Raw genomic sequence first — 16,512 nt, 5'->3', positions numbered from 1 at the left:
CCGGGCGGGCCCACTCGGATCAGGCGTCGGAGGCGTCGGACGCGCCCGCGCCCGCGCTGTTCACCATCCAGTGGATGCCGAAGCGGTCGTCGACCATCCCGAACGAGTCGCCCCACGGCGCCCTCGCGAGCGGCACGTGCACGCGCCCGCCCTCGGCGAGGCCGTCGAACCAGCGCGTCAGCGCCGCCTCGTCGTCGGCCCCGCCGCTGAGCGACAACGAGATGGCGTTCTCCGACTCGAGCGGGATCTCGTCGGGACGGTCGGCCGCCATCAGCACGAGCCCGGCGTCGGTCTCGAGCTGGCCGTGCATGACCTTGTCGGCCTCGGCCGGCGTGCCCACGCCGAAGTCGCCGAAGCGGGTGGTCGTCGGCGTGCCGCCGAGCACGGACGCCCAGAAGTCGAGAGCCTCACGCGCCTCCGAGCGGAAGGCGAGGTAGGGGGTGAGCTGCACGGACATGGTCGACTCCTCGTCGTCGAGGTCGGCACCGGCGGGCCGCCGGGCGGCGCTCGTGCACATCGTGGCACCGGCCGGGCCCGGAGGGAAGGGCACGCCGGCGAGGAGGGCGGGGGCGGCCCCGGCTCCGGGAAACGAGTCGGGACCAGGAGCCGGCGAGCCGGCCCCGGCAGGCGGGGCGCACCTGCTGGCGTCGACCGTACGCCGCTCACCTGGAGGGGTCACCGCCCGGGCCTCCCTCGGCTGCCCGGGAGTGCGTAGCGTCGACCGCGTGACGAACGACGCTCCTGCCCCCACCTCGCCCGGCTCGCCCTCGACGGCGACGATGACCCGGGGCCGCACCCTGCTCTTCGCGGTCGCGGGCGGCGCCGCGGTCGGCAACCTGTACTGGGCGCAGCCCCTGCTCGGCATCATCGGGGGCGACCTCGACGTCTCCCCCGCCTCCACCGGGCTGTTGATCACCGTGACCCAGGTCGGCTACGCCCTCGGGGTCTTCTTCATCGTGCCGCTCGGCGACCGGGTCGACCGACGGCGGGCCGTGCCGCTCATCATGCTGCTCTCCGCCCTGGCGCTCGCGGCGAGCGCCGCGGCCCCGAGCTTCCCGCTGCTGCTCGTGGCGCTGACGCTGGTGGGCCTCACGACGGTGGCCGGGCAGATGCTGACGCCGCTGGCGGGCGACCTCGCCACCGACGCCGACCGGGGGCGGGTGGTCGGCACGGTGGCGAGCGGGCTGATCCTCGGCATCCTCGTGTCGCGGGCGATCAGCGGCCTCGTCGCGGACGCCCTCGGCTGGCGGGCCGTCTACGTCGTCGCGGCGGTGCTGCTGGTCGTGCTCGCCGCCCTCATGGCGCGGTCAGTGCCGTCGCTGCCCCGCCGCGCGGCCGCCCCGTACCGTCAGCTGCTCTGGTCGGTGCTGACCACCGTGGCGCGTCGACGGCAGGTGCGGGTCTCGCTGGTGATCGGCGCCTCCGTCATGGCCGTCTTCACGATGTTCTGGACGGGCCTCACCTTCCTGCTCTCGGCCGAGCCGTACGGCTGGTCGCCGGCGCAGATCGGGCTCGTCAGCATCGTCGGCGTCGCCGGCGCCGTCGGGGCCCAGCGCGCGGGCCGCCTGTTCGACCGCGGCCTCTCGCTGCCCGCGATCGGGGTCGGGCTCGCTGTCACGCTCGTCTCCCTCGTCGTCGCCGGCCTCGGCGGCGACTCGCTCGTCGTGGTGCTGATCGCCGTCGCGCTGCTGTCGGTCGGCATCCAGTCGTCGCAGGTGCTGCTGCAGACCCGGCTGCTCTCGCTCGACCCCGCGGCGCGCAGCCGACTCAACACCGCGTACGTCGTCGGCAACTTCGTCGGGGGCTCGATCGGCTCGGCGCTGGCGGGCGCCGTCTGGCCGGTGGGCGGCTGGCCCGCGCTGATGGTGCTCTCGGCCGTGCTGATCGGCGTCGCCGGCACCGTCTGGGCCGTGCACCGCCGCCGCGGCCTCGTCGACGCCGGCTGAGCCCGGCGCTCCACGTCGCGGCACGGGGGGGGCGGGGGCGGCTACTGCGCGGCGCGGGCCGCCTTCACGTACGCGACGACGGCGTTCGCGTGGCCGTGGCCCAGGCCGTGCTCGGCCTTCAGCCAGGCGACGACCTGCATGTGCGGCTCGACGTCGAGCCGGTCGGCGGCGAGGTCGAGCCACTCCTGCACCGGCCGGCCGTAGGTGGCCTCGATGCTCGGGAAGTACGATGCCGGCCCCTTCGGCCTCGACCCGTCGGCGGGCGGCGCGGGGGCGAGGACTCGGTCTCTGCTCACGGGCCCAGGCTAGCGAGACGCGCCCGGCGCCTCCACCCCTCCCCGCAGCCGGGCGGGCTGCACGCCGTCGCCGGGCCGGTGTGAGACACCAGGCCGGGTCGTGCTCACCGAGGCTGGGCGGGGTTGGTCGGGTCGCCCTGCGACGGCGGGTTCATCGCCGGGCCGGCCGTCGCCGGGCTCACGCGCGAGCCGCCCGCGGGCGCTCCGCCGACCGACGGCTCGGTGGCCGGGAGGCCGCCCGACGGCTCGGCACCGTCGCGGAGGCGGTCCAGCCGCGCCTCGAGCAGCTGCACGACCGGCAGCCGGTCGCCGTGCGCCCGCTCGTGCTCGAGCAGGGCCGCGACGGCGGGTTCGTCGAGGGCGTGCAGCCGGGTCTCGAGCGTGCCGAGCGGCAGGTGGTCGTAGTCGGGCAGGGGCAGGGCGGAGTCGTCGCTCACGGGGGTCCTCCTCGGTGCGGTCGGTCGGTCGGTGCGTGCGGTCGGTCGGTTCGGGCGTGCTTGCGTGCGGTGCGTGCTGGTCGGTCGGTCGGACGGGCGCCGTCCGAGCCGGCCGGTGCTCAGCCCGCGTCGGTGCCGGGCCTCGCCGGCCCGACGGGCCAGCGCAGCAGGGCGCCGAGGCCGGTGTCGCCGGGCAGGGCACCGGCGCTCGCGAGGACGACGCGGGCGTCGGTCAGCAGCGCGGCCCGGGCCAGGGCCGAGGCGGCGGGCAGCTCCGCGAGCACCTCGGCCCCGAGCGCCTCCTCGGGGGCGGTCGCCACCCAGGGGGCGTCGCCGAGCGCGAGCAGCGTGCGGTCGTCGACCGCCGACGGATCGAGCAGCAGCGTGTCGACCTGCGCCGCGGCGAGCGCCGCGAAGACCTCGCCGACCCTGCTCACCGCCGTGCCGTCGCCGCGCCCGAGGTGGGTGCGCAGCAGGTCGAGGGCGTCGTGCACCCGCTGGGCCACGACGCGGGCGAGGGCGACCTCGACCTGCGAGACGAGGGCGTCGTCGGCGGCGTCGGGCGCCCGGGTGTCGGTCGGCACCACCGACAGCAGGCCTCGGGTCTCCTCCGACAGCTCGAGCTCGAGCAGCTGACGGGCCCGGATGTCGCCCGCGACCACGACCAGCCCGGCACGGTGACGTCGCACGGCGGAGTCGATCGCGTCGCCGAGCTCGCCGACGTTCTGTCGCCACAGCTCCTCCGTGTGCGACTGCATCCTCTTGTGCGCCCAGCCACCGCCCTGGATCTCGTGGAGAGTGTCGGTGCGGCCCCGCACCTGCTGCTCGCGCTGCACCTCGCCGTGGCCGAAGCGGTACACGCGGAACCCGCCGCCGTCGCGCCCCACCTCGACGACGAGGAAGGTCAGGTCGACCGGGCGGTGTGCCAGCAGCGGCAGCGCGTCGGGCACGGGGCCGTGGCCGAGCGCGTCGGCGGCCTTCGCCGGGCCGGGCAGCACCTCGCTGAGCACGACCTCGCCGCCCTGCACGAGCACGTACCGGCTGACCGGCGCGGGCACTCCGGGCGGGGCGACGAGCTCCTCGGCGAGCACGCGGGCGTCGTCCACCGGGGCGCCGGCCTGCACGAGCGCGTCGAGGGTCGCCGTGGCGACGCTGTCGGCCCAGCCGCGCGGGTCCTCGCGGTCGGCCGAGACGTCCGCGTAGGCCCAGGTCGTCGGCCGGTCGCCGCGCAGCAGCGGGGCGAGCGAGTCGCCGACCTCGGTGTCGGTCACGAGCCCGCTCCGTCGGCGGAGGCCCCCTCGGAGGCTCGTGCGTCGGCCCCGGCCACGTCGGTGACGGGCTGGCCGGGCGCCGACGGGTCCGAGCCGTCGGGCTCGGCGCGCTCGACGTCGGCTCCCTCGGGCGTCTCCGTGCTGACCGCGACGAGGTCGGCGCTGAGCCCCGCGGCGGTCTCCGTGAGCGTGTCCGTGCCGTCGCCCCCGGTGCTCGGCGGCTCGGGCGTCACCGCGGTCTCGACGTCGACGAGCTCGCCGTCGAGGCCCGCAGCCTGCTGCACCTCGGCGGAGTCCGTGTCGTCGGGCAGCGGCTCGGTCTGGCGGGCCTCTTGGACGTGGCCCACGCCTCCCCGGCCCTGCACGAGGCCCTGCGCCTCGTGTGCCAGCTGCTCGTCCTGCTCCGGATCGTGCGTCGTGTTCCCTCGTTCGATCACGAGGTCACCTGCCTTCCCGTGGTCGTGGTGTCGGTCACGACCCACCGAACCCGGCGGCCCGGGCGACGTCCGGGGCTTGACAGCCGGCGGGCGCACGCGGCACGCTCCGTGCCCGCGGACGGGACTAGCCGCGGTGCTGCTGCTCCCCGCGACGACGGAGGCGCGTGCCCAGCACGAGGGCGAGCCCGGCGAGCAGCGCGGCGGCCCCGACGGCCAGGGGCAGCGTGGCCTCGGAGCCGGTGTAGGCGAGGGCTCCGCCGTCACGGGCGGCCACGCGGCCGCGGTCGGCGACGGGCGTGATGCGGGTCGTCGTCACCGGCGGCGTGGTGGCGCCCGGCGTCGTCGGCGTCCCGGGCACGACCGGCGTGACCGGCGTGACGGGCGGCGTGACGGGCACGACGGGCGGGGTGACCGGCACGACCGGCGGGGTCACCACGGCGGCCTCGAGGGTGGTGAGCGTGTACGTCGCGGTGTCGGCCGGAGCGACGCCGTTGGTGGCCGTGACGGTCACCGTGGTGGTGCCGGGCGTCGTGGGCGTGCCCGAGATGACCCCGGTCGTGGCGTCGAGCGAGAGGCCGGCGGGCAGCGTGGTCGACGTGAACGTGGGCGTGGGGCTGCCGGTGGCGGTCACGGTGAAGGCGTAGGGCGTGCCGGCGGTGGCGTCGGTCGGGGCCGACGAGGTGATCTGCGGGGCCTCGTTGCAGGAGGCGTCGCGGACGATGCGCGTCGTGTCGAGGGTGACGGCGCCGGTGCGGGCGAGGAGGCGCCCGTCGACGGTCGAGGTCGCGACGACCGAGATGGAGGTCTGGGCCATGACCGTGCCGGCGAACGCCGAGCCGCCGCCGATGGTCGCGGAGCGCCCGACCTGCCAGAAGACGTTGCAGCCGCTGGCGCCGCCGGTGAAGACCATCGACGTGCCGCTGCCGATGGTGAGGTCCTGGGGCACCTGGATGACCCAGGTCGAGGCCGCGTCGCCGGCGAAGGTCAGCGCGGCGGTGTCGGGCAGCAGGGCGTCGACGCCGTCGGTCGCGTAGACGCCGGGCGTGAGGAGGCGGTCGGCGGGGTCGGCGAGCGAGATGCTGGCCTGCGGGCTGAGGCTGGCCGACTGCTCGTAGGCGCGCTGCAGCGACGCCTGCGCCCGGGCCGCGAGGGCGTCCGTGGCGTGCAGGGTCCCGTCGGTGACGACGCCGGGGCCGCCCTGGAACCCGGTGATCGACGTCCCGGGCGAGAGGCCGACGTCGCCCTGCACCACCGAGACGCCGGTGTTCGTGACGGTCTGGCCGCCGAGCACCGCGAAGCTCGTCGCGTCGCCGAGGTCGATCAGCCCGATGGCCCGGGCGGAGGGAGCCGTGGAGAGGGCCAGCGCGGCGGCGACGCCGAGGACGACGGCCCCGGCGAGCACCGGACGGGCGGAGAAGAGGGGACGGGAGGAGGTCGAACGGGCCATGAGGCGCCTGACTGAGAAGAGGAGGCACCTGATCTCCGCGTGACTGCGTCGCGTGTTCCCCGTTACCTGTCGTTTATACGCCCACTCCGGCCGGAGCCACAAGAGCGGCGAGCTTAGCTGACAATCCGCCCCCGTCCGACCATTCCGTGACGCATCGTGCAGATCACCCGTTCGGGGGCCACGCCCGCGGGGCCTGCTCCGGCCCTCCCGGCCGCCCTCGCGCCGAGTCCGGCGTCAGCGCTCCGAGGCCGACGGCCCACGGTCGGCGTGCACGACCTCGACCGACCCGGCGGCGGCCGACGCCTCCCGCAGGCGCCCGACGAAGCCCTCGTCCTCGGGCTCGAGCTCGTCCTCGTCCGCGTCGGAGACCACGATCTGGCTCGCCGGCCCGATCAGGATGGTCGACGTCGTCGCGGTGCCGTGCGCGTCGAAGGTGGGCACGTGGACGGTGTCCGTGCCGCCGTTCGCGCCGAGCGCGGCCGCGTACTCGACCACCGCCTCGGCGATGTCGTCGCCGGTGGTGATGGTGCTGCCGTCGTAGTGGATGTGCTTCATCGCTGCCTCCCCCTGACAGTGAACCGCAGGAGGCGCGGGCGCGTCCCAGGGAAGGGCCCGCGCCTCCTGCCCCCCACCGCGCCGCCTCGCAGGCCGGGCGGCTACGGTCGACCGATGTTCATCCTCTTCGGCACCACCGTGAAGAGCCGCGTGCTCGCCGTGGTCGTCTTCGCCTGCCGGTTCTGCGACAAGACGGTGCCGCAGCAGGTCGAGGAGCACGCCACGAAGGCGACGCTCTTCTTCGTGCCGCTCGTGACGCTGCGGAAGCGCTGGCTGAACCGGTGCAGCAACTGCGGCGGCCTCACCGAGCTGAGCCGCGAGCAGGCCGACCACGCGGTCGCGCAGTCGGCCGCCCGCGGCTGAGGGTCGTCGGCGCCGGCCTCGGCGTCGTGGTCGCGGTCGCGGTCGGCGGTGCTAGAGCAGGACGGTGCTGCTGCGCCAGGAGGCGGGGGTCCCGCCACCGAGGCCGGTCTCCCAGACGACGGTGAGGGCCGTCGGAGCCCCCTGGCCGGGCTCGACGTCGGCGGTGAACTGGCGTTCCGACCCCGCGGCGGCGCCGAGCTCGACGGGCACGGAGGCGCCGTCGACCCAGCCGTACAGGGCGTCGGGGTAGCCGATGGTCGACGGGACGTCGCTGTCCGTGCTCGCGGGGCTCGCGAACGAGAGGGTCGCGGGGCGGCTGGCGTCGAGGGCGGCGGGGCCTGCCTCGTAGCGAGCGTCCTCCGCGCCCGCCGCGGGGTTCCGCCACTCGTACAGCGACCCGCCCGTCGGCGGCACGCCCGCGTCGTCGATGCGCAGGTCGGCGGGGTCGCCGTCGACGGCCCGCACGACCCAGGCGTCGGCCTCGGAGTCGGTGGTCACGCTGACGAGGGTGAAGGCGCCCTCGGGGCCCTCGCTCGACACCATGTCGCCGGCGAGCAGCTGGCCGGCCTCGTCGGCGGAGACCGTTCCGTCGCGGCCGAAGAGCCCCGCGAAGGTCTGCTCGGTCGAGTAGAACTGCTGGGCCTGCGGGGTCAGGAGCTGCCAGGCGGCAGCCGCGTCTCCCGCGACGGCGGCGTCGAGGTACTCGGCGACCAGCGCCTCCTCCGGGCTGGCGGCCTCGACGGGCGTCGGTGAGGCCGTCGCGCCCGGTGTCGGGGCCACGTCCGTGGCCGCCGGGGCAGCGCTGACCTGGTCGTCGGAGGTGCACCCGGCGGCGAGGCCGAGGACGCCGGCGACGAGGAGAGCTGTGGTGAGTCGTTCTCGTGTCTGGCTCATGGGCTGGACGGTAGTGGCGTGCGGACGACACGTGTCGCGACTCCCAGGAGACGTCCACCGGGGGGCGACGTCGGCGGGGTGGAGTTCTCCACAAGGTGTCCCCTCCACAGATCGCCGGGGCACGGCTCTTCTCGGCCTCTTCGACGCTCACGCTGGTCGGACGGGGCTCGCATCGATGTCCCGGCCGAGGACGGGAGGACGGTGCGATGCGACGAAAGGGCACGAGATTGCCGAGCAGGCCACTCACTCGGAGTGTCACCGTCGCGACGACCGCGGCCGCCGGCGTCGCCGGGTTTACTGTCCGAGGATTCCTGCCGCCCTTCGTCGTGGATGCATCGTTCTGGCGCGACTTCTTGACGGGACCGCCCGTGGCGGGAGCTTTCGCCGTCCTCGCGGCTGCTGTGGCGTACTCGGCGGCCGAACGCAACGCCCGAGAACAGCGACGCGCGTCAGAACGGGAGGAATGGTGGCACCGGGCGGAATGGGCGCTCAGCCGCGCACTCTCCGACAACGTCACGGAGCGGAGTGCAGGCATCCAGGCGAGCAGTGCGCTCGTCCAGTCGGCGACGGACTCCGAGGCGGCGATCGTCCGAGCCGTTCTCGATCCGTTCTTCGGCGGCGAGAACTCGACCGCCGACGGGCTGGACGCGGCTCCGCCGGCCGCGGGAGGATCAGGGCACGACGAACGAGGTGAGGACGATGGAGCCGATCGAGCATGAGACGTCAGAGGGAGGGCCGCGACGCCTCGTGGTCTCGTACGACGCCCGTGTCGCCGCGGGCCGAGCAGATCCGATCACACCGGAGCAGCGGGCCATGGCAGCCAAGGTGCACGTGATGGTCAACGAGCGCCTGGGCGTTCCCACGGAGAACTGGATCAGGGAGCTCGCCGACAGGGTGTGAGGGCGAGCCCTTCCGTCGCGCGTCAGTCGCGGACGAGCTCCGCCGCCGGGCGATCGGGTGCGTCGCGCGCACCCGGCAGGTCGTGCAGGCCCGGCGTGCAGGCGACGACGCCGAGCAGCAGCGACGCGACGGCGAGCGTGACGACGAAGTGGCGGGGCAGGGGCGGACGGCCGTCGGTCACGGTGGTCTCCTCTCGGGCGTCGACGCCGCCCGTCGGCGTCGACCTCCAGCACACCGTCTCGCGCGGTGCCGCGACAGGGGGCTGACCCCCGGGTCGCACCGGGGTCGACCTCACCCTCTCGCGCCCCGGCGGCCGCGACGTCGTCCCTTCGGCTGATCTCCGGCGACCAGGGGACGATCCCCCGCCGACGAGCCCCGGCGGGATGCGAGCATGCAGGCATGATCCGCTCTCCGTCACCGCGCCTCCCCCGCCCCGTCGTCCGCCGCCTCTCCGCCGCGAGCGGTGCCGGGTTCGCCCTCGTCGTGGCGCTGGCCGGGTGCACGACGGCCGACGCCGGCTCGGGCGCCGGCCCCGGGGAGCCGACCCGCGACTCCTCGACGACGTCGACCAGTGCGGGGGCGACTCCCTCGCCGACCTCACCGGCCACGACGGTGGTCGACGACCCCGAGCTCGACGCCGCCCTGGCCGCCCTCGAGTCCGAGCACGGAGCCCGCGTCGGCCTCAGCGTCGTCGACACCGGCACGGGTCGGGCCCTCGAGCACCGCGGCGACGAACGGTTCCTCTACGCCTCGAGCCTCAAGGCGCTGGCCGCCGCCGCGCTGCTCGACGCGACCGAGCCGGCCGACCTCGACGAGGTCGTGACCTGGACGGCGGGCGACGTGACAGCCGCCGGGTACTCCCCCGCCACGAGCGCCGCCACGGGCACCGGCCTGACCCTCGGGCAGCTCGCCGAGGCCGCGGTGCGGCAGAGCGACAACACGGCGCTGAACCTCGTCGTCGAGCACCTCGGCGGGCCGGCCGCCCTCGACGCGGCCCTCGCGGCCCAGGGCGACGACGTCACCGACGTGGTGCACGGCGAGCCCGAGCTCAACCGCCCGACGGCCGGGAGCACGGCCGACACCACCACGCCCGCCGCCGTCCGGGGCCTGCTGGCCCGGGTCGTCGCGGGCGAGTGGCTCGGCGACGACGACCGCGCCCAGCTGCTCGACTGGATGACGGGCAACGCGACGGGCGACGCGCTCGTCCGGGCCGGGGCGCCCGAGGGCTGGGCCGTGGCCGACAAGTCCGGAGGCGCGGGGCCGGTCCGGAACGACGTCGCGGTCGTGACGCGGCCGGGTGGTGACCCCGTGGTGATCGCCGTGCTGACGACGCGGACCGACCCCGCGGCGGCGTACGACGACGCGCTCGTCGCGGCGGCGGCGCGGGCGGCGTTCGAGGCGGTGCAGCGCGGCTAGCGGCGGCGGGGTGTGCCTGCCGGGACCCGGGCGGGCGCCGGGCCAGGCTGTCTCGGGAAAGCGAGAGAGATCCGGGCTGCCGACCCGCGACTCCCCGAGTTCATGGCCTGTGTCGAGCCGATCACTCTCAAATTTGAGCGTGATCGCGTCAGGAGGCGGCGGCGGCGAGCAGGGGGAAGGGCGCCGCGGGCGAGAGGCTGGGGCCGAGGGCCAGCCCAGCCCAGCCCAGCCGAGGCTCGGCTAGCCCAGCCCAGCCGAGGCTCGGCTAGCGCCCCTCCAGCACCGCCATCGCGCCGAAGCGACGCACGTCGGCGCCGTGCCGGGCGAAGAGCTCGGCGAGCTCGTCGATCCGGGTCGGCGCGAGGGTGCGCGGCCGGTCGCCGACCCGCTCGAGGAAGCTGCGCAGCTGATGCCCGCCCGCGACGATCGTCGTCGTGACTCCGGCCTCGGTGGCGTCGGTCTCGGCCGCCCACACCTCCGCGTCGGGGTGCGAGTAGAAGACGGCGGTGTCGAACCACTGGGTGCGGCTCGTCTCGGCCCCGACGAGGTCGGAGACGCGCTGCGCCTGCCGCCGCACCTGCGCGGCCGGCGACTCGCGGCCCTCGTGGCTCGTGATGCGGAACGACGTCGGCGACTCACGCGAGACCTGCACCGCGAACGGCGGCTCGAAGGTCGCGTCGCCGAAGAGGGTGCCGATCGACGAGTGCACGTCGCGCGGCTGCACGCCGTCGAGCACGACGCCCTTCCAGCCCTTGTTCTCGATGACGACCGCGGCGGAGCTCAGCAGCAGCACGTGGTCGACCTGCGCGACGAAGCGACGGGTGCGCGGTGCGTCGACGGGCACGAAGACGACGTTGGTGATCAGCACGCCGTCGAGCCCGAGCTCGGTGCACGCGTCGACGACGGCCCGCTGCGAGGGCTCGTCCCAGCGCATGCTGCGGGTGGCGAACTCCTGGCTCTGCTCGGCGCGCTCCTCCGCGTCGCGGCGGCGGGCCTCGAGCTCGTCACGCTCCCGGGCGTGCTGGGCCTCGAGGCTGCTGACGCCCTCGTCGTGCGAGGCCGAGACTCGCTCGAGCTCCTGGCGGTGGGCCGCCTCGGCCGCCTCGACCCGCGCCGTCGCCGCCGCGGCCGCGGCCCGGCTGCGTCGACGCCCCACGACGATCGCGACCACGACCCCCACGAGCGCCAGCACCAGCAGGGCGACCAGCACCCACGTCGTCGTCTCCTGATCCATGTGCCCAGCACAGCACACGCGAGCGGCGACCCCGGGGAGGCGCCCCCGCCCGGCGAGGGACGCGCGGCGCCCGAGCCGGCACAGCAGGACACTGCACCGGACGGCACGGCACGACACAGCACCGCGCCCCGCGACCCGCGACCCGACGAGCCTCCGCCGACGGGCTACCCCCTGCCCCCCGCCCCCGTCAACCCTCGGTCGCGCCCGGCCTCGCCTGCCTAGCGTGGGCCGCATGAAGCACATCACCTTCGCCGACAAGGACTTCCTCGTGGGGGACGCGATCGCCGACGCCGTGCTCGAGTACGCCGCGATGCTCGGCGAGACGGGCTCCGCCGACTCCATCGACCTCACCGCCTACGGCGCCGACGGCGACGTGGTCTCGGCCACTCTGTTCCTGTCGGCCGGGGTCGCCCTCGTCGCCGAGAGCACGAACAGCCCGCTGCCCGAGCCCGACAACGCCGAGACGGTCGCCTACATCGAGGGGCGCCTCGCGCAGCGCATCGCCCCGCACGACGTGCAGCCGTCGGCGCTCCCCGCCGAGGGCGCCGACTTCGACATCGACGACTGGGTGAGCACGCAGGAGTGACCCGGGCCCGGCGGTGCCGAGGGGCATCGACGTCGCCGGGCCGGGGCACGCACGACGGAGGCGCGGTGCAGGTCGACCTGCACCGCGCCTCCGTCGTCCCTCCGCCTGTCAGCCCTCCCGACGTGCCCGTCGGCGCGACGCCCGCGTCACCAGCAGGCCCGTGCCCACGAGGGCGGCCGCGACCAGGGCGAGCACCCCGGCGACGTCCGAGCCCGTGAAGGCGAGGGGCCCGCGGTCGCCCGCGGTGCCGGCGCCCTGCCCGGGGGCGGTCCCGTCGCCGGGAGCCGCCACGGGAGGCGCAGGCGTCGGGTCGGCCCCGGGTGCGCCCGGGTCGACGGGGGCGCCCGGCCCGGCGCCGGGGTCGCCCGGCTGGCCCGGGTCGACGACCGCGGTCGTGGAGAACGACACCGACGTGGCCTGCGCCACGGGCCGGCTCGCGACCGGCACCGTGAGGCGACGCGTGGCCTGGTCGTAGCTCCAGGCCTCGGCGGCGACGGGCGTGCCGTCGACCCGGACGACCGCGGGGCGCTCGGCGTCGGTGAAGACCGCCGTCAGGGCGCGGTCGGAGACCTGCCCGTCGAAGCTGCCGTCGACCGCGGCGACGTCGAGCACGCCGCCGTCGGCCTGCTCCGTGTACGTCACGGCCGTGCGGGCCGAGGCGGTGAGGTCGGCGCTGACGCCGTCGTCCTCGTAGAGCGAGAAGGCGCCGTCGCTGCCGGTCGCCGCCGTGAGCGTGAGCTCGGTCAGCGGGGTCGCGTCGTTCGCGACGTCGGCGCTCCGCGTCGCGACGACGCCGCCCGAGCGGACGAACACGGGCATGGCGTCGAGGCCGGTCGTGACGTCGGCGGTGGTGCCGCCGGCGTGCGTCTCGCCCGTGAACCAGTCCGTCCAGGTGCTGCCCTCGGGGAACCACACGCGGGTCGTGGCGGTCTCGCCGGGCGTCACCGCCGGGGCGACGAGCACGTCGGGGCCGAACAGGTACTCGCTGCCGGCCATGGCGTAGGCCTCCTGCTGCTCGGGGTACTGCACGTAGAGCGGCCGGACGACGGGCACGCCGGTGCGCGTGGCCTCCGCCGACAGCGTGTAGGTGAGCGGCATCAGCGCCTCGCGCAGGTCCAGGAACGAGGTCGCGGAGGCGTCGGCCGCCGCGCCGTACTGCCAGGGCAGCCGGTCGCTGTGGTTGCTGTGCAGGCGGTCGATCGGCTGGAACGTGCCGAACTGCACCCACCGCGCGTAGAGGTCGTCGGCGAGCTTCGTGCTCTCGGTCTCCGCGCCCGGGAAGGTGGTGCCGCCGGTGTGCCCGCCGATGTCGTGGCTGATCGCCGAGAGGCCGGTCGCCGCCGACTCGCCCGGGGTGTAGCCGACCTGCGCCTGCAGCATCTGCCACGTCGACGTGGTGTCGCCGGTGAAGTGCAGCGTGGTGCGCTTGTCGGCCCAGGGGCCGGTCGGCACCGGCTGAGGGTTGCCGTAGCCGCCCGCGGTCAGGGCGCCGTAGGCCCGCGAGAAGGCGAAGCCGCGGCCGATGCGGTCGGCCGTGCGCTGCGCGTACTGCTCGTTGATGAAGGCGTCGGGCGTGACGCCGGGCTGCGAGTACCGCGACGCGTCGCTGCAGCACCAGTCGAGCCAGAAGACGTCGACGCCCTGGTCGGCGATCTCGTCGTGCAGGTCGAAGTACGCCTGCAGCTGCGCCGGGTCCGACCAGTCGAACAGGAAGCGCTCCCCGTCCGGGATGAGGTTCCCCTGCGCCGTGGCCTGGGCCGCGGGCAGCTGCGGGTCGCCCTGCGTGATGCTCGGGTGCACGTTCAGCGTGTTGTGGACGCCCTGCTCCTCGAGCCCGGCGAGGAAGCCCGCCATGTCGGGGAACCTCGTCTCGTCGACCTCCCAGCCGTTCCACTTGTCGGGCGCCTTGTAGTCGGTGTCGACGGCGAGCACGTCGAGCGGCACGCCCTCCTCGGCGAAGCGCGGCACGATCGTGTCGGTGAAGTCGGACTGCGTGCGGTCGTAGTACTCGGAGTACCAGACGCCGTAGGCCCAGCGGGGCAGCAGCACCGAGGGGCCGGTGAGGGTGGCCAGGTCGCCGAGGGCCGTCTCGTGGTCGTCGCCCGCGGCGAAGAGGTAGCCGTCCTGGACGTCGGCGACGGGTCGCGGCGTGAGGGTCTCGGTGGCCTCGTCGTACTGCGCCGAGGCGCTGTCGTCGACGAGCGACCAGCCGTCCTGGTAGAGCAGGCCGGCGTTCGTGTCGACGGTGCCGTTCGCGGTGTCGAGGTCGCGACGGTAGCCGCCGAGCGCGGCGTGCGGGGCGAGCAGCGGCGCGGCGGCCGAGGCGACGGCGACGGTGTCGACGTTGAGCTGGCAGCTCGCGTCGTCGGGGCAGCCGACGGTGACGTCGTCCTCGCCCTCCGACAGGGTGACGGGCACGCTGACGGTCCGCCAGTGGTCCCAGCCGCTGGTGGGCTCGAGGGAGGCGGTGGTCACGGTGCCGGCACCGGTGCTGACCGAGACGGTGCGCGCGTCGGGCTGCGCGCTCGCGTAGCGGATCTGCAGCACGTGCTCGCCCGCGGGCACGCCCGTGACGTGCGCCGTGAACGACGCGCCACGGCCGAGGCCGGCGGCGAACGCCTCGGCGGAGGCGCCGTCGTGGTCGTCGCCGACGCTCGCGCCGCCGGCCAGGGCCGTCGTCTCGGCCTCGCACGGGGCACCGTACGCGCAGTCGACGGTCTCGACGGCGGCGGGCGCCTCGGCGGGGTACGCCGCGCCGGGCTCGACGACGGCGACGCCGTCGAGGTTGAGGTTGCCCGAGTCGCCGGAGGCGCGCTCGACGACGACGTCGTGCTCGCCCTCGGCGAGGTCGAGGGTCGCCCGGGCCAGCGCCCAGTCGTCCCAGCCCGCGGTCGGCGGCAGCGAGATGGTCTGCGCGGCGCCGCCGTCGACGGTGACGCTGAGGGTGCGCGTCGTGACCTGGCCGTCGCCGCCCTGCGAGTTCGCGTAGCGGAGGACGAGGTCGTGGGGGCCGGCCTGCTCGGCGGCCACCGAGAAGCTCGCGGCGTCGCCGACGCGCTCGAAGCCGGCGACGAAGCCGTCGCCGGTCGCGCCGGTGTGGTTCGTGGCGGGGGCGAGCCCGACGAGGTCGAGGGTCTCGGCCTCGCAGCGGACGCCCACGACGCAGCGCGCGGGGTCGTCCTGCTGCCAGGGCGCGGCCACGACCTGCTGGCCCGAGCCCGTCGTGAGGCTGAGCTCCAGGTTGCCCTGGTCGAACGAGCCGGAGCCGATCTCGTACCGGACCCGCGCCTCCCCCGTGTCGATGGTCAGCCAGCCGTCGTCGCGCGTCGTGGTGAACGGCGTCGCCGCGAAGGAGTCGCGGCCGACGACGTTGAAGGTCGCGGCGTCGGTGAACGCGCCGCCCGGCGCGAACTCGGTGCGGATGAGGGTGGGCGACAGCACCTGGAAGCGGGCGTCGCCCTCGGTGACCGTCTGCGCCGCGGCCACCTCCCCGGCCGTCGGCGCCGCGGCGGCCGGGGCGACCGTGCCCAGGCCGGTGAGGGCGGCGAGGAGGCCCGCCGTCACGATCGAGGTGGTGGCGACCGTGCGGCGCCGGGGGGATGAGGGCATGCAGGACTCCGTCGTCCGAGGGGTGTGAGGGGAAGTGCGAGGTGATCGACAGCGATCCTGACAAGGTTGTCAGGGGCCTGTCAACGATCGATGCGCGTGAATGGGAGCTGTGACTGTCCGCGGAACGCAGTAGTTCACGTCGTTAACCATCCGGACCCCCATCGATGCGACGATGTGGCCGTGCCCGCGACGCCGGCACATGCCCGGTTCACGGCGGGCAGACACCGCAGGAACAGGCAGCGCCGCAGGGCTGCCGGAGACGAGAAGCTCATGAGCTTCCACACCGCCAGGAGCCCCTTCACCGAGGTCCGCGACCGCGACCGCCAGGTCACCCTCTTCGTCGTCGCCACGTCGGCCGTCGCCACGTGCGGCACCTTCGTCGCCGGGGTGCTGTTCGTCCTCGGCCTCTCGTGACCACCGCCCTCGACGCGCTCCGCCACGAGGAGCTGCTCCGTGCCGTGTCGTCACGGCTGGTCGGCGCCGTCGAGCTGACGGCCGCCGAGCTCGAGGCCTACTGGGGCTGACGGCGGCGGGGCGGGCGGCGCCCGCGCGGGCTCAGGACGCGTGCCGCGCCGTCCACGCGACGAACGGGGCGGTCGCGTCGTCGGCCGTGCCGTGCTCGGCGGGGAGGGCCCGCTCCTCGATGCCCTTCGTGTACTCGTCGTAGAACGTCGCGAGCGACATGAGGCGGTTGCCGTCCTCGTAGTGCTCGCCCTCCTCCTCGCGCGACACCGCGTAGACGACACGGTCGGGCTGCGCGTAGTAGAGCGCACCGAGGCACATCGGGCACGGGTAGGCGGTGACGTAGGCGACGACGCCGCGCAGGTCGGTGATGCCCTGCTCGGCGGCCGCCCGGATCGCGCGGATCTCGGCGTGGGCGGTGGGGTCGCCGGTCTGGGCGACGTGGTTCACGGCCTCGACGACGACCTCGCCGTCACGGACGAGGAGGCACGCGAACGGCTTGCCGCCGGCCTCGACGTTCTCGAGGGCGCGCTGGACGCTGAGGGCGGTGAAGGTGTCGTCTCTGCCGGTCATCGGTCGAGACTGCTCCTCCGCCCCTCGGAGGTCGCCGGGCGGCCGGCCGAGCCCTGCCAGGGTCGAGGGGGTTGAGTGGCGTGGTC

Annotated in this window: 19 protein-coding genes; 7 read left to right on the top strand and 12 right to left on the bottom strand. The window is 75.2% G+C overall.

The genetic code is table 11. The features are described from left to right. Positions 1–19: 19 nt before the first annotated feature. A complete protein-coding gene (locus tag FHR77_RS00620; protein WP_341777162.1) occupies positions 20–550 on the bottom strand; it encodes a VOC family protein in 531 nt (176 codons plus the stop codon). Between the two features lie 175 nt (positions 551–725). Here FHR77_RS00620 and FHR77_RS00615 point away from each other — a divergent pair, with 175 nt between their 5' ends. Beyond that, entirely contained in the window at positions 726–1,946 is a 1,221-nt protein-coding gene (locus FHR77_RS00615; RefSeq protein ID WP_341777161.1) for an MFS transporter, read from the top strand. Between the two features lie 41 nt (positions 1,947–1,987). Here FHR77_RS00615 and FHR77_RS00610 read toward each other — a convergent pair whose 3' ends face one another. The 6 genes from FHR77_RS00610 to FHR77_RS00585 form a co-directional block, all read right to left on the bottom strand. Then, the gene (locus tag FHR77_RS00610; protein ID WP_167257995.1) at positions 1,988–2,242 is read right to left on the bottom strand and encodes a DUF4287 domain-containing protein; all 255 of its coding nucleotides are present in this window, start codon (positions 2,240–2,242) and stop codon (positions 1,988–1,990) included. Between the two features lie 104 nt (positions 2,243–2,346). Further along, a complete protein-coding gene (locus tag FHR77_RS00605; protein WP_167257993.1) occupies positions 2,347–2,679 on the bottom strand; it encodes a DUF8129 domain-containing protein in 333 nt (110 codons plus the stop codon). Between the two features lie 119 nt (positions 2,680–2,798). Continuing rightward, on the bottom strand, positions 2,799–3,950 hold the full coding sequence (locus FHR77_RS00600; RefSeq protein WP_167257991.1) for a baeRF2 domain-containing protein: 1,152 nt from the start codon (positions 3,948–3,950) through the stop codon (positions 2,799–2,801). Further along, a complete protein-coding gene (locus tag FHR77_RS00595) occupies positions 3,947–4,387 on the bottom strand; it encodes a hypothetical protein (RefSeq protein ID WP_167257817.1) in 441 nt (146 codons plus the stop codon). The genes FHR77_RS00600 and FHR77_RS00595 overlap by 4 nt, the downstream gene beginning before the upstream one ends. A gap of 124 nt (positions 4,388–4,511) precedes the next feature. Next, positions 4,512–5,834 (bottom strand): ice-binding family protein, encoded by a 1,323-nt coding sequence (locus FHR77_RS00590; protein WP_167257989.1) that lies wholly within the window; start codon positions 5,832–5,834, stop codon positions 4,512–4,514. Positions 5,835–6,068: 234 nt separating this feature from the next. Beyond that, positions 6,069–6,389, bottom strand: a complete 321-nt coding sequence (locus tag FHR77_RS00585) for a hypothetical protein (protein WP_167257986.1) — start codon at positions 6,387–6,389, stop codon at positions 6,069–6,071. Positions 6,390–6,503: 114 nt separating this feature from the next. Here FHR77_RS00585 and FHR77_RS00580 point away from each other — a divergent pair, with 114 nt between their 5' ends. After that, positions 6,504–6,752, top strand: coding sequence for a zinc-ribbon domain-containing protein (locus tag FHR77_RS00580; RefSeq protein ID WP_056052225.1), 249 nt, complete (start codon positions 6,504–6,506; stop codon positions 6,750–6,752). 51 nt (positions 6,753–6,803) lie between these two features. Here FHR77_RS00580 and FHR77_RS00575 read toward each other — a convergent pair whose 3' ends face one another. Then, positions 6,804–7,646 carry a hypothetical protein gene (locus tag FHR77_RS00575; RefSeq protein WP_167257984.1) on the bottom strand — a complete coding sequence of 281 codons (843 nt, stop codon included), beginning with the start codon at positions 7,644–7,646 and terminating at the stop codon, positions 6,804–6,806. 206 nt (positions 7,647–7,852) lie between these two features. Between FHR77_RS00575 and FHR77_RS00570 the strand changes: the two genes are divergently transcribed. Together FHR77_RS00570 and FHR77_RS00565 are read left to right on the top strand one after the other, a co-directional pair. Continuing rightward, positions 7,853–8,365, top strand: a complete 513-nt coding sequence (locus FHR77_RS00570; RefSeq protein ID WP_167257982.1) for a hypothetical protein — start codon at positions 7,853–7,855, stop codon at positions 8,363–8,365. Further along, positions 8,346–8,546: a hypothetical protein gene (locus tag FHR77_RS00565; RefSeq protein WP_156369873.1), complete on the top strand. Its 201-nt coding sequence runs from the start codon at positions 8,346–8,348 to the stop codon at positions 8,544–8,546. The genes FHR77_RS00570 and FHR77_RS00565 overlap by 20 nt, the downstream gene beginning before the upstream one ends. Positions 8,547–8,568: 22 nt before the next feature. On the opposite strand, the gene FHR77_RS00560 is transcribed toward FHR77_RS00565, so the two are convergent. Then, positions 8,569–8,727 (bottom strand): hypothetical protein, encoded by a 159-nt coding sequence (locus tag FHR77_RS00560; protein WP_167257980.1) that lies wholly within the window; start codon positions 8,725–8,727, stop codon positions 8,569–8,571. A 218-nt stretch (positions 8,728–8,945) separates the two neighbouring features. On the opposite strand from FHR77_RS00560, the gene bla reads away from it, so the two are divergent. Then, a complete protein-coding gene (gene bla, locus FHR77_RS00555) occupies positions 8,946–9,962 on the top strand; it encodes a class A beta-lactamase (RefSeq protein ID WP_167257978.1) in 1,017 nt (338 codons plus the stop codon). A 265-nt stretch (positions 9,963–10,227) separates the two neighbouring features. Here the strand turns inward: bla and FHR77_RS00550 are convergent, their stop codons facing one another. Beyond that, entirely contained in the window at positions 10,228–11,196 is a 969-nt protein-coding gene (locus tag FHR77_RS00550; RefSeq protein ID WP_167257976.1) for a nuclease-related domain-containing protein, read from the bottom strand. Positions 11,197–11,428: 232 nt separating this feature from the next. Here FHR77_RS00550 and FHR77_RS00545 point away from each other — a divergent pair, with 232 nt between their 5' ends. Further along, positions 11,429–11,782, top strand: a complete 354-nt coding sequence (locus tag FHR77_RS00545) for a hypothetical protein (RefSeq protein WP_167257974.1) — start codon at positions 11,429–11,431, stop codon at positions 11,780–11,782. Positions 11,783–11,890: 108 nt separating this feature from the next. On the opposite strand, the gene FHR77_RS00540 is transcribed toward FHR77_RS00545, so the two are convergent. Then, entirely contained in the window at positions 11,891–15,391 is a 3,501-nt protein-coding gene (locus FHR77_RS00540; RefSeq protein ID WP_208380379.1) for a TIM-barrel domain-containing protein, read from the bottom strand. Between the two features lie 270 nt (positions 15,392–15,661). Between FHR77_RS00540 and FHR77_RS00535 the strand changes: the two genes are divergently transcribed. After that, the gene (locus FHR77_RS00535; protein WP_156369870.1) at positions 15,662–15,805 is read left to right on the top strand and encodes a hypothetical protein; all 144 of its coding nucleotides are present in this window, start codon (positions 15,662–15,664) and stop codon (positions 15,803–15,805) included. Positions 15,806–15,946: 141 nt separating this feature from the next. Here the strand turns inward: FHR77_RS00535 and FHR77_RS00530 are convergent, their stop codons facing one another. Next, complete coding sequence (locus FHR77_RS00530; RefSeq protein ID WP_167257972.1) at positions 15,947–16,426, bottom strand: nucleoside deaminase; 480 nt, start codon at positions 16,424–16,426, stop codon at positions 15,947–15,949. Positions 16,427–16,512: the final 86 nt, after the last annotated feature.

The sequence above is a fragment of the Frigoribacterium endophyticum genome (genome assembly GCF_011759585.1).
Lineage (GTDB): Bacteria > Actinomycetota > Actinomycetes > Actinomycetales > Microbacteriaceae > Frigoribacterium > Frigoribacterium endophyticum.
The sequence above is the reverse complement of the archived record's forward strand: the minus strand, read 5'-3'. Positions and strand labels throughout refer to the sequence as shown.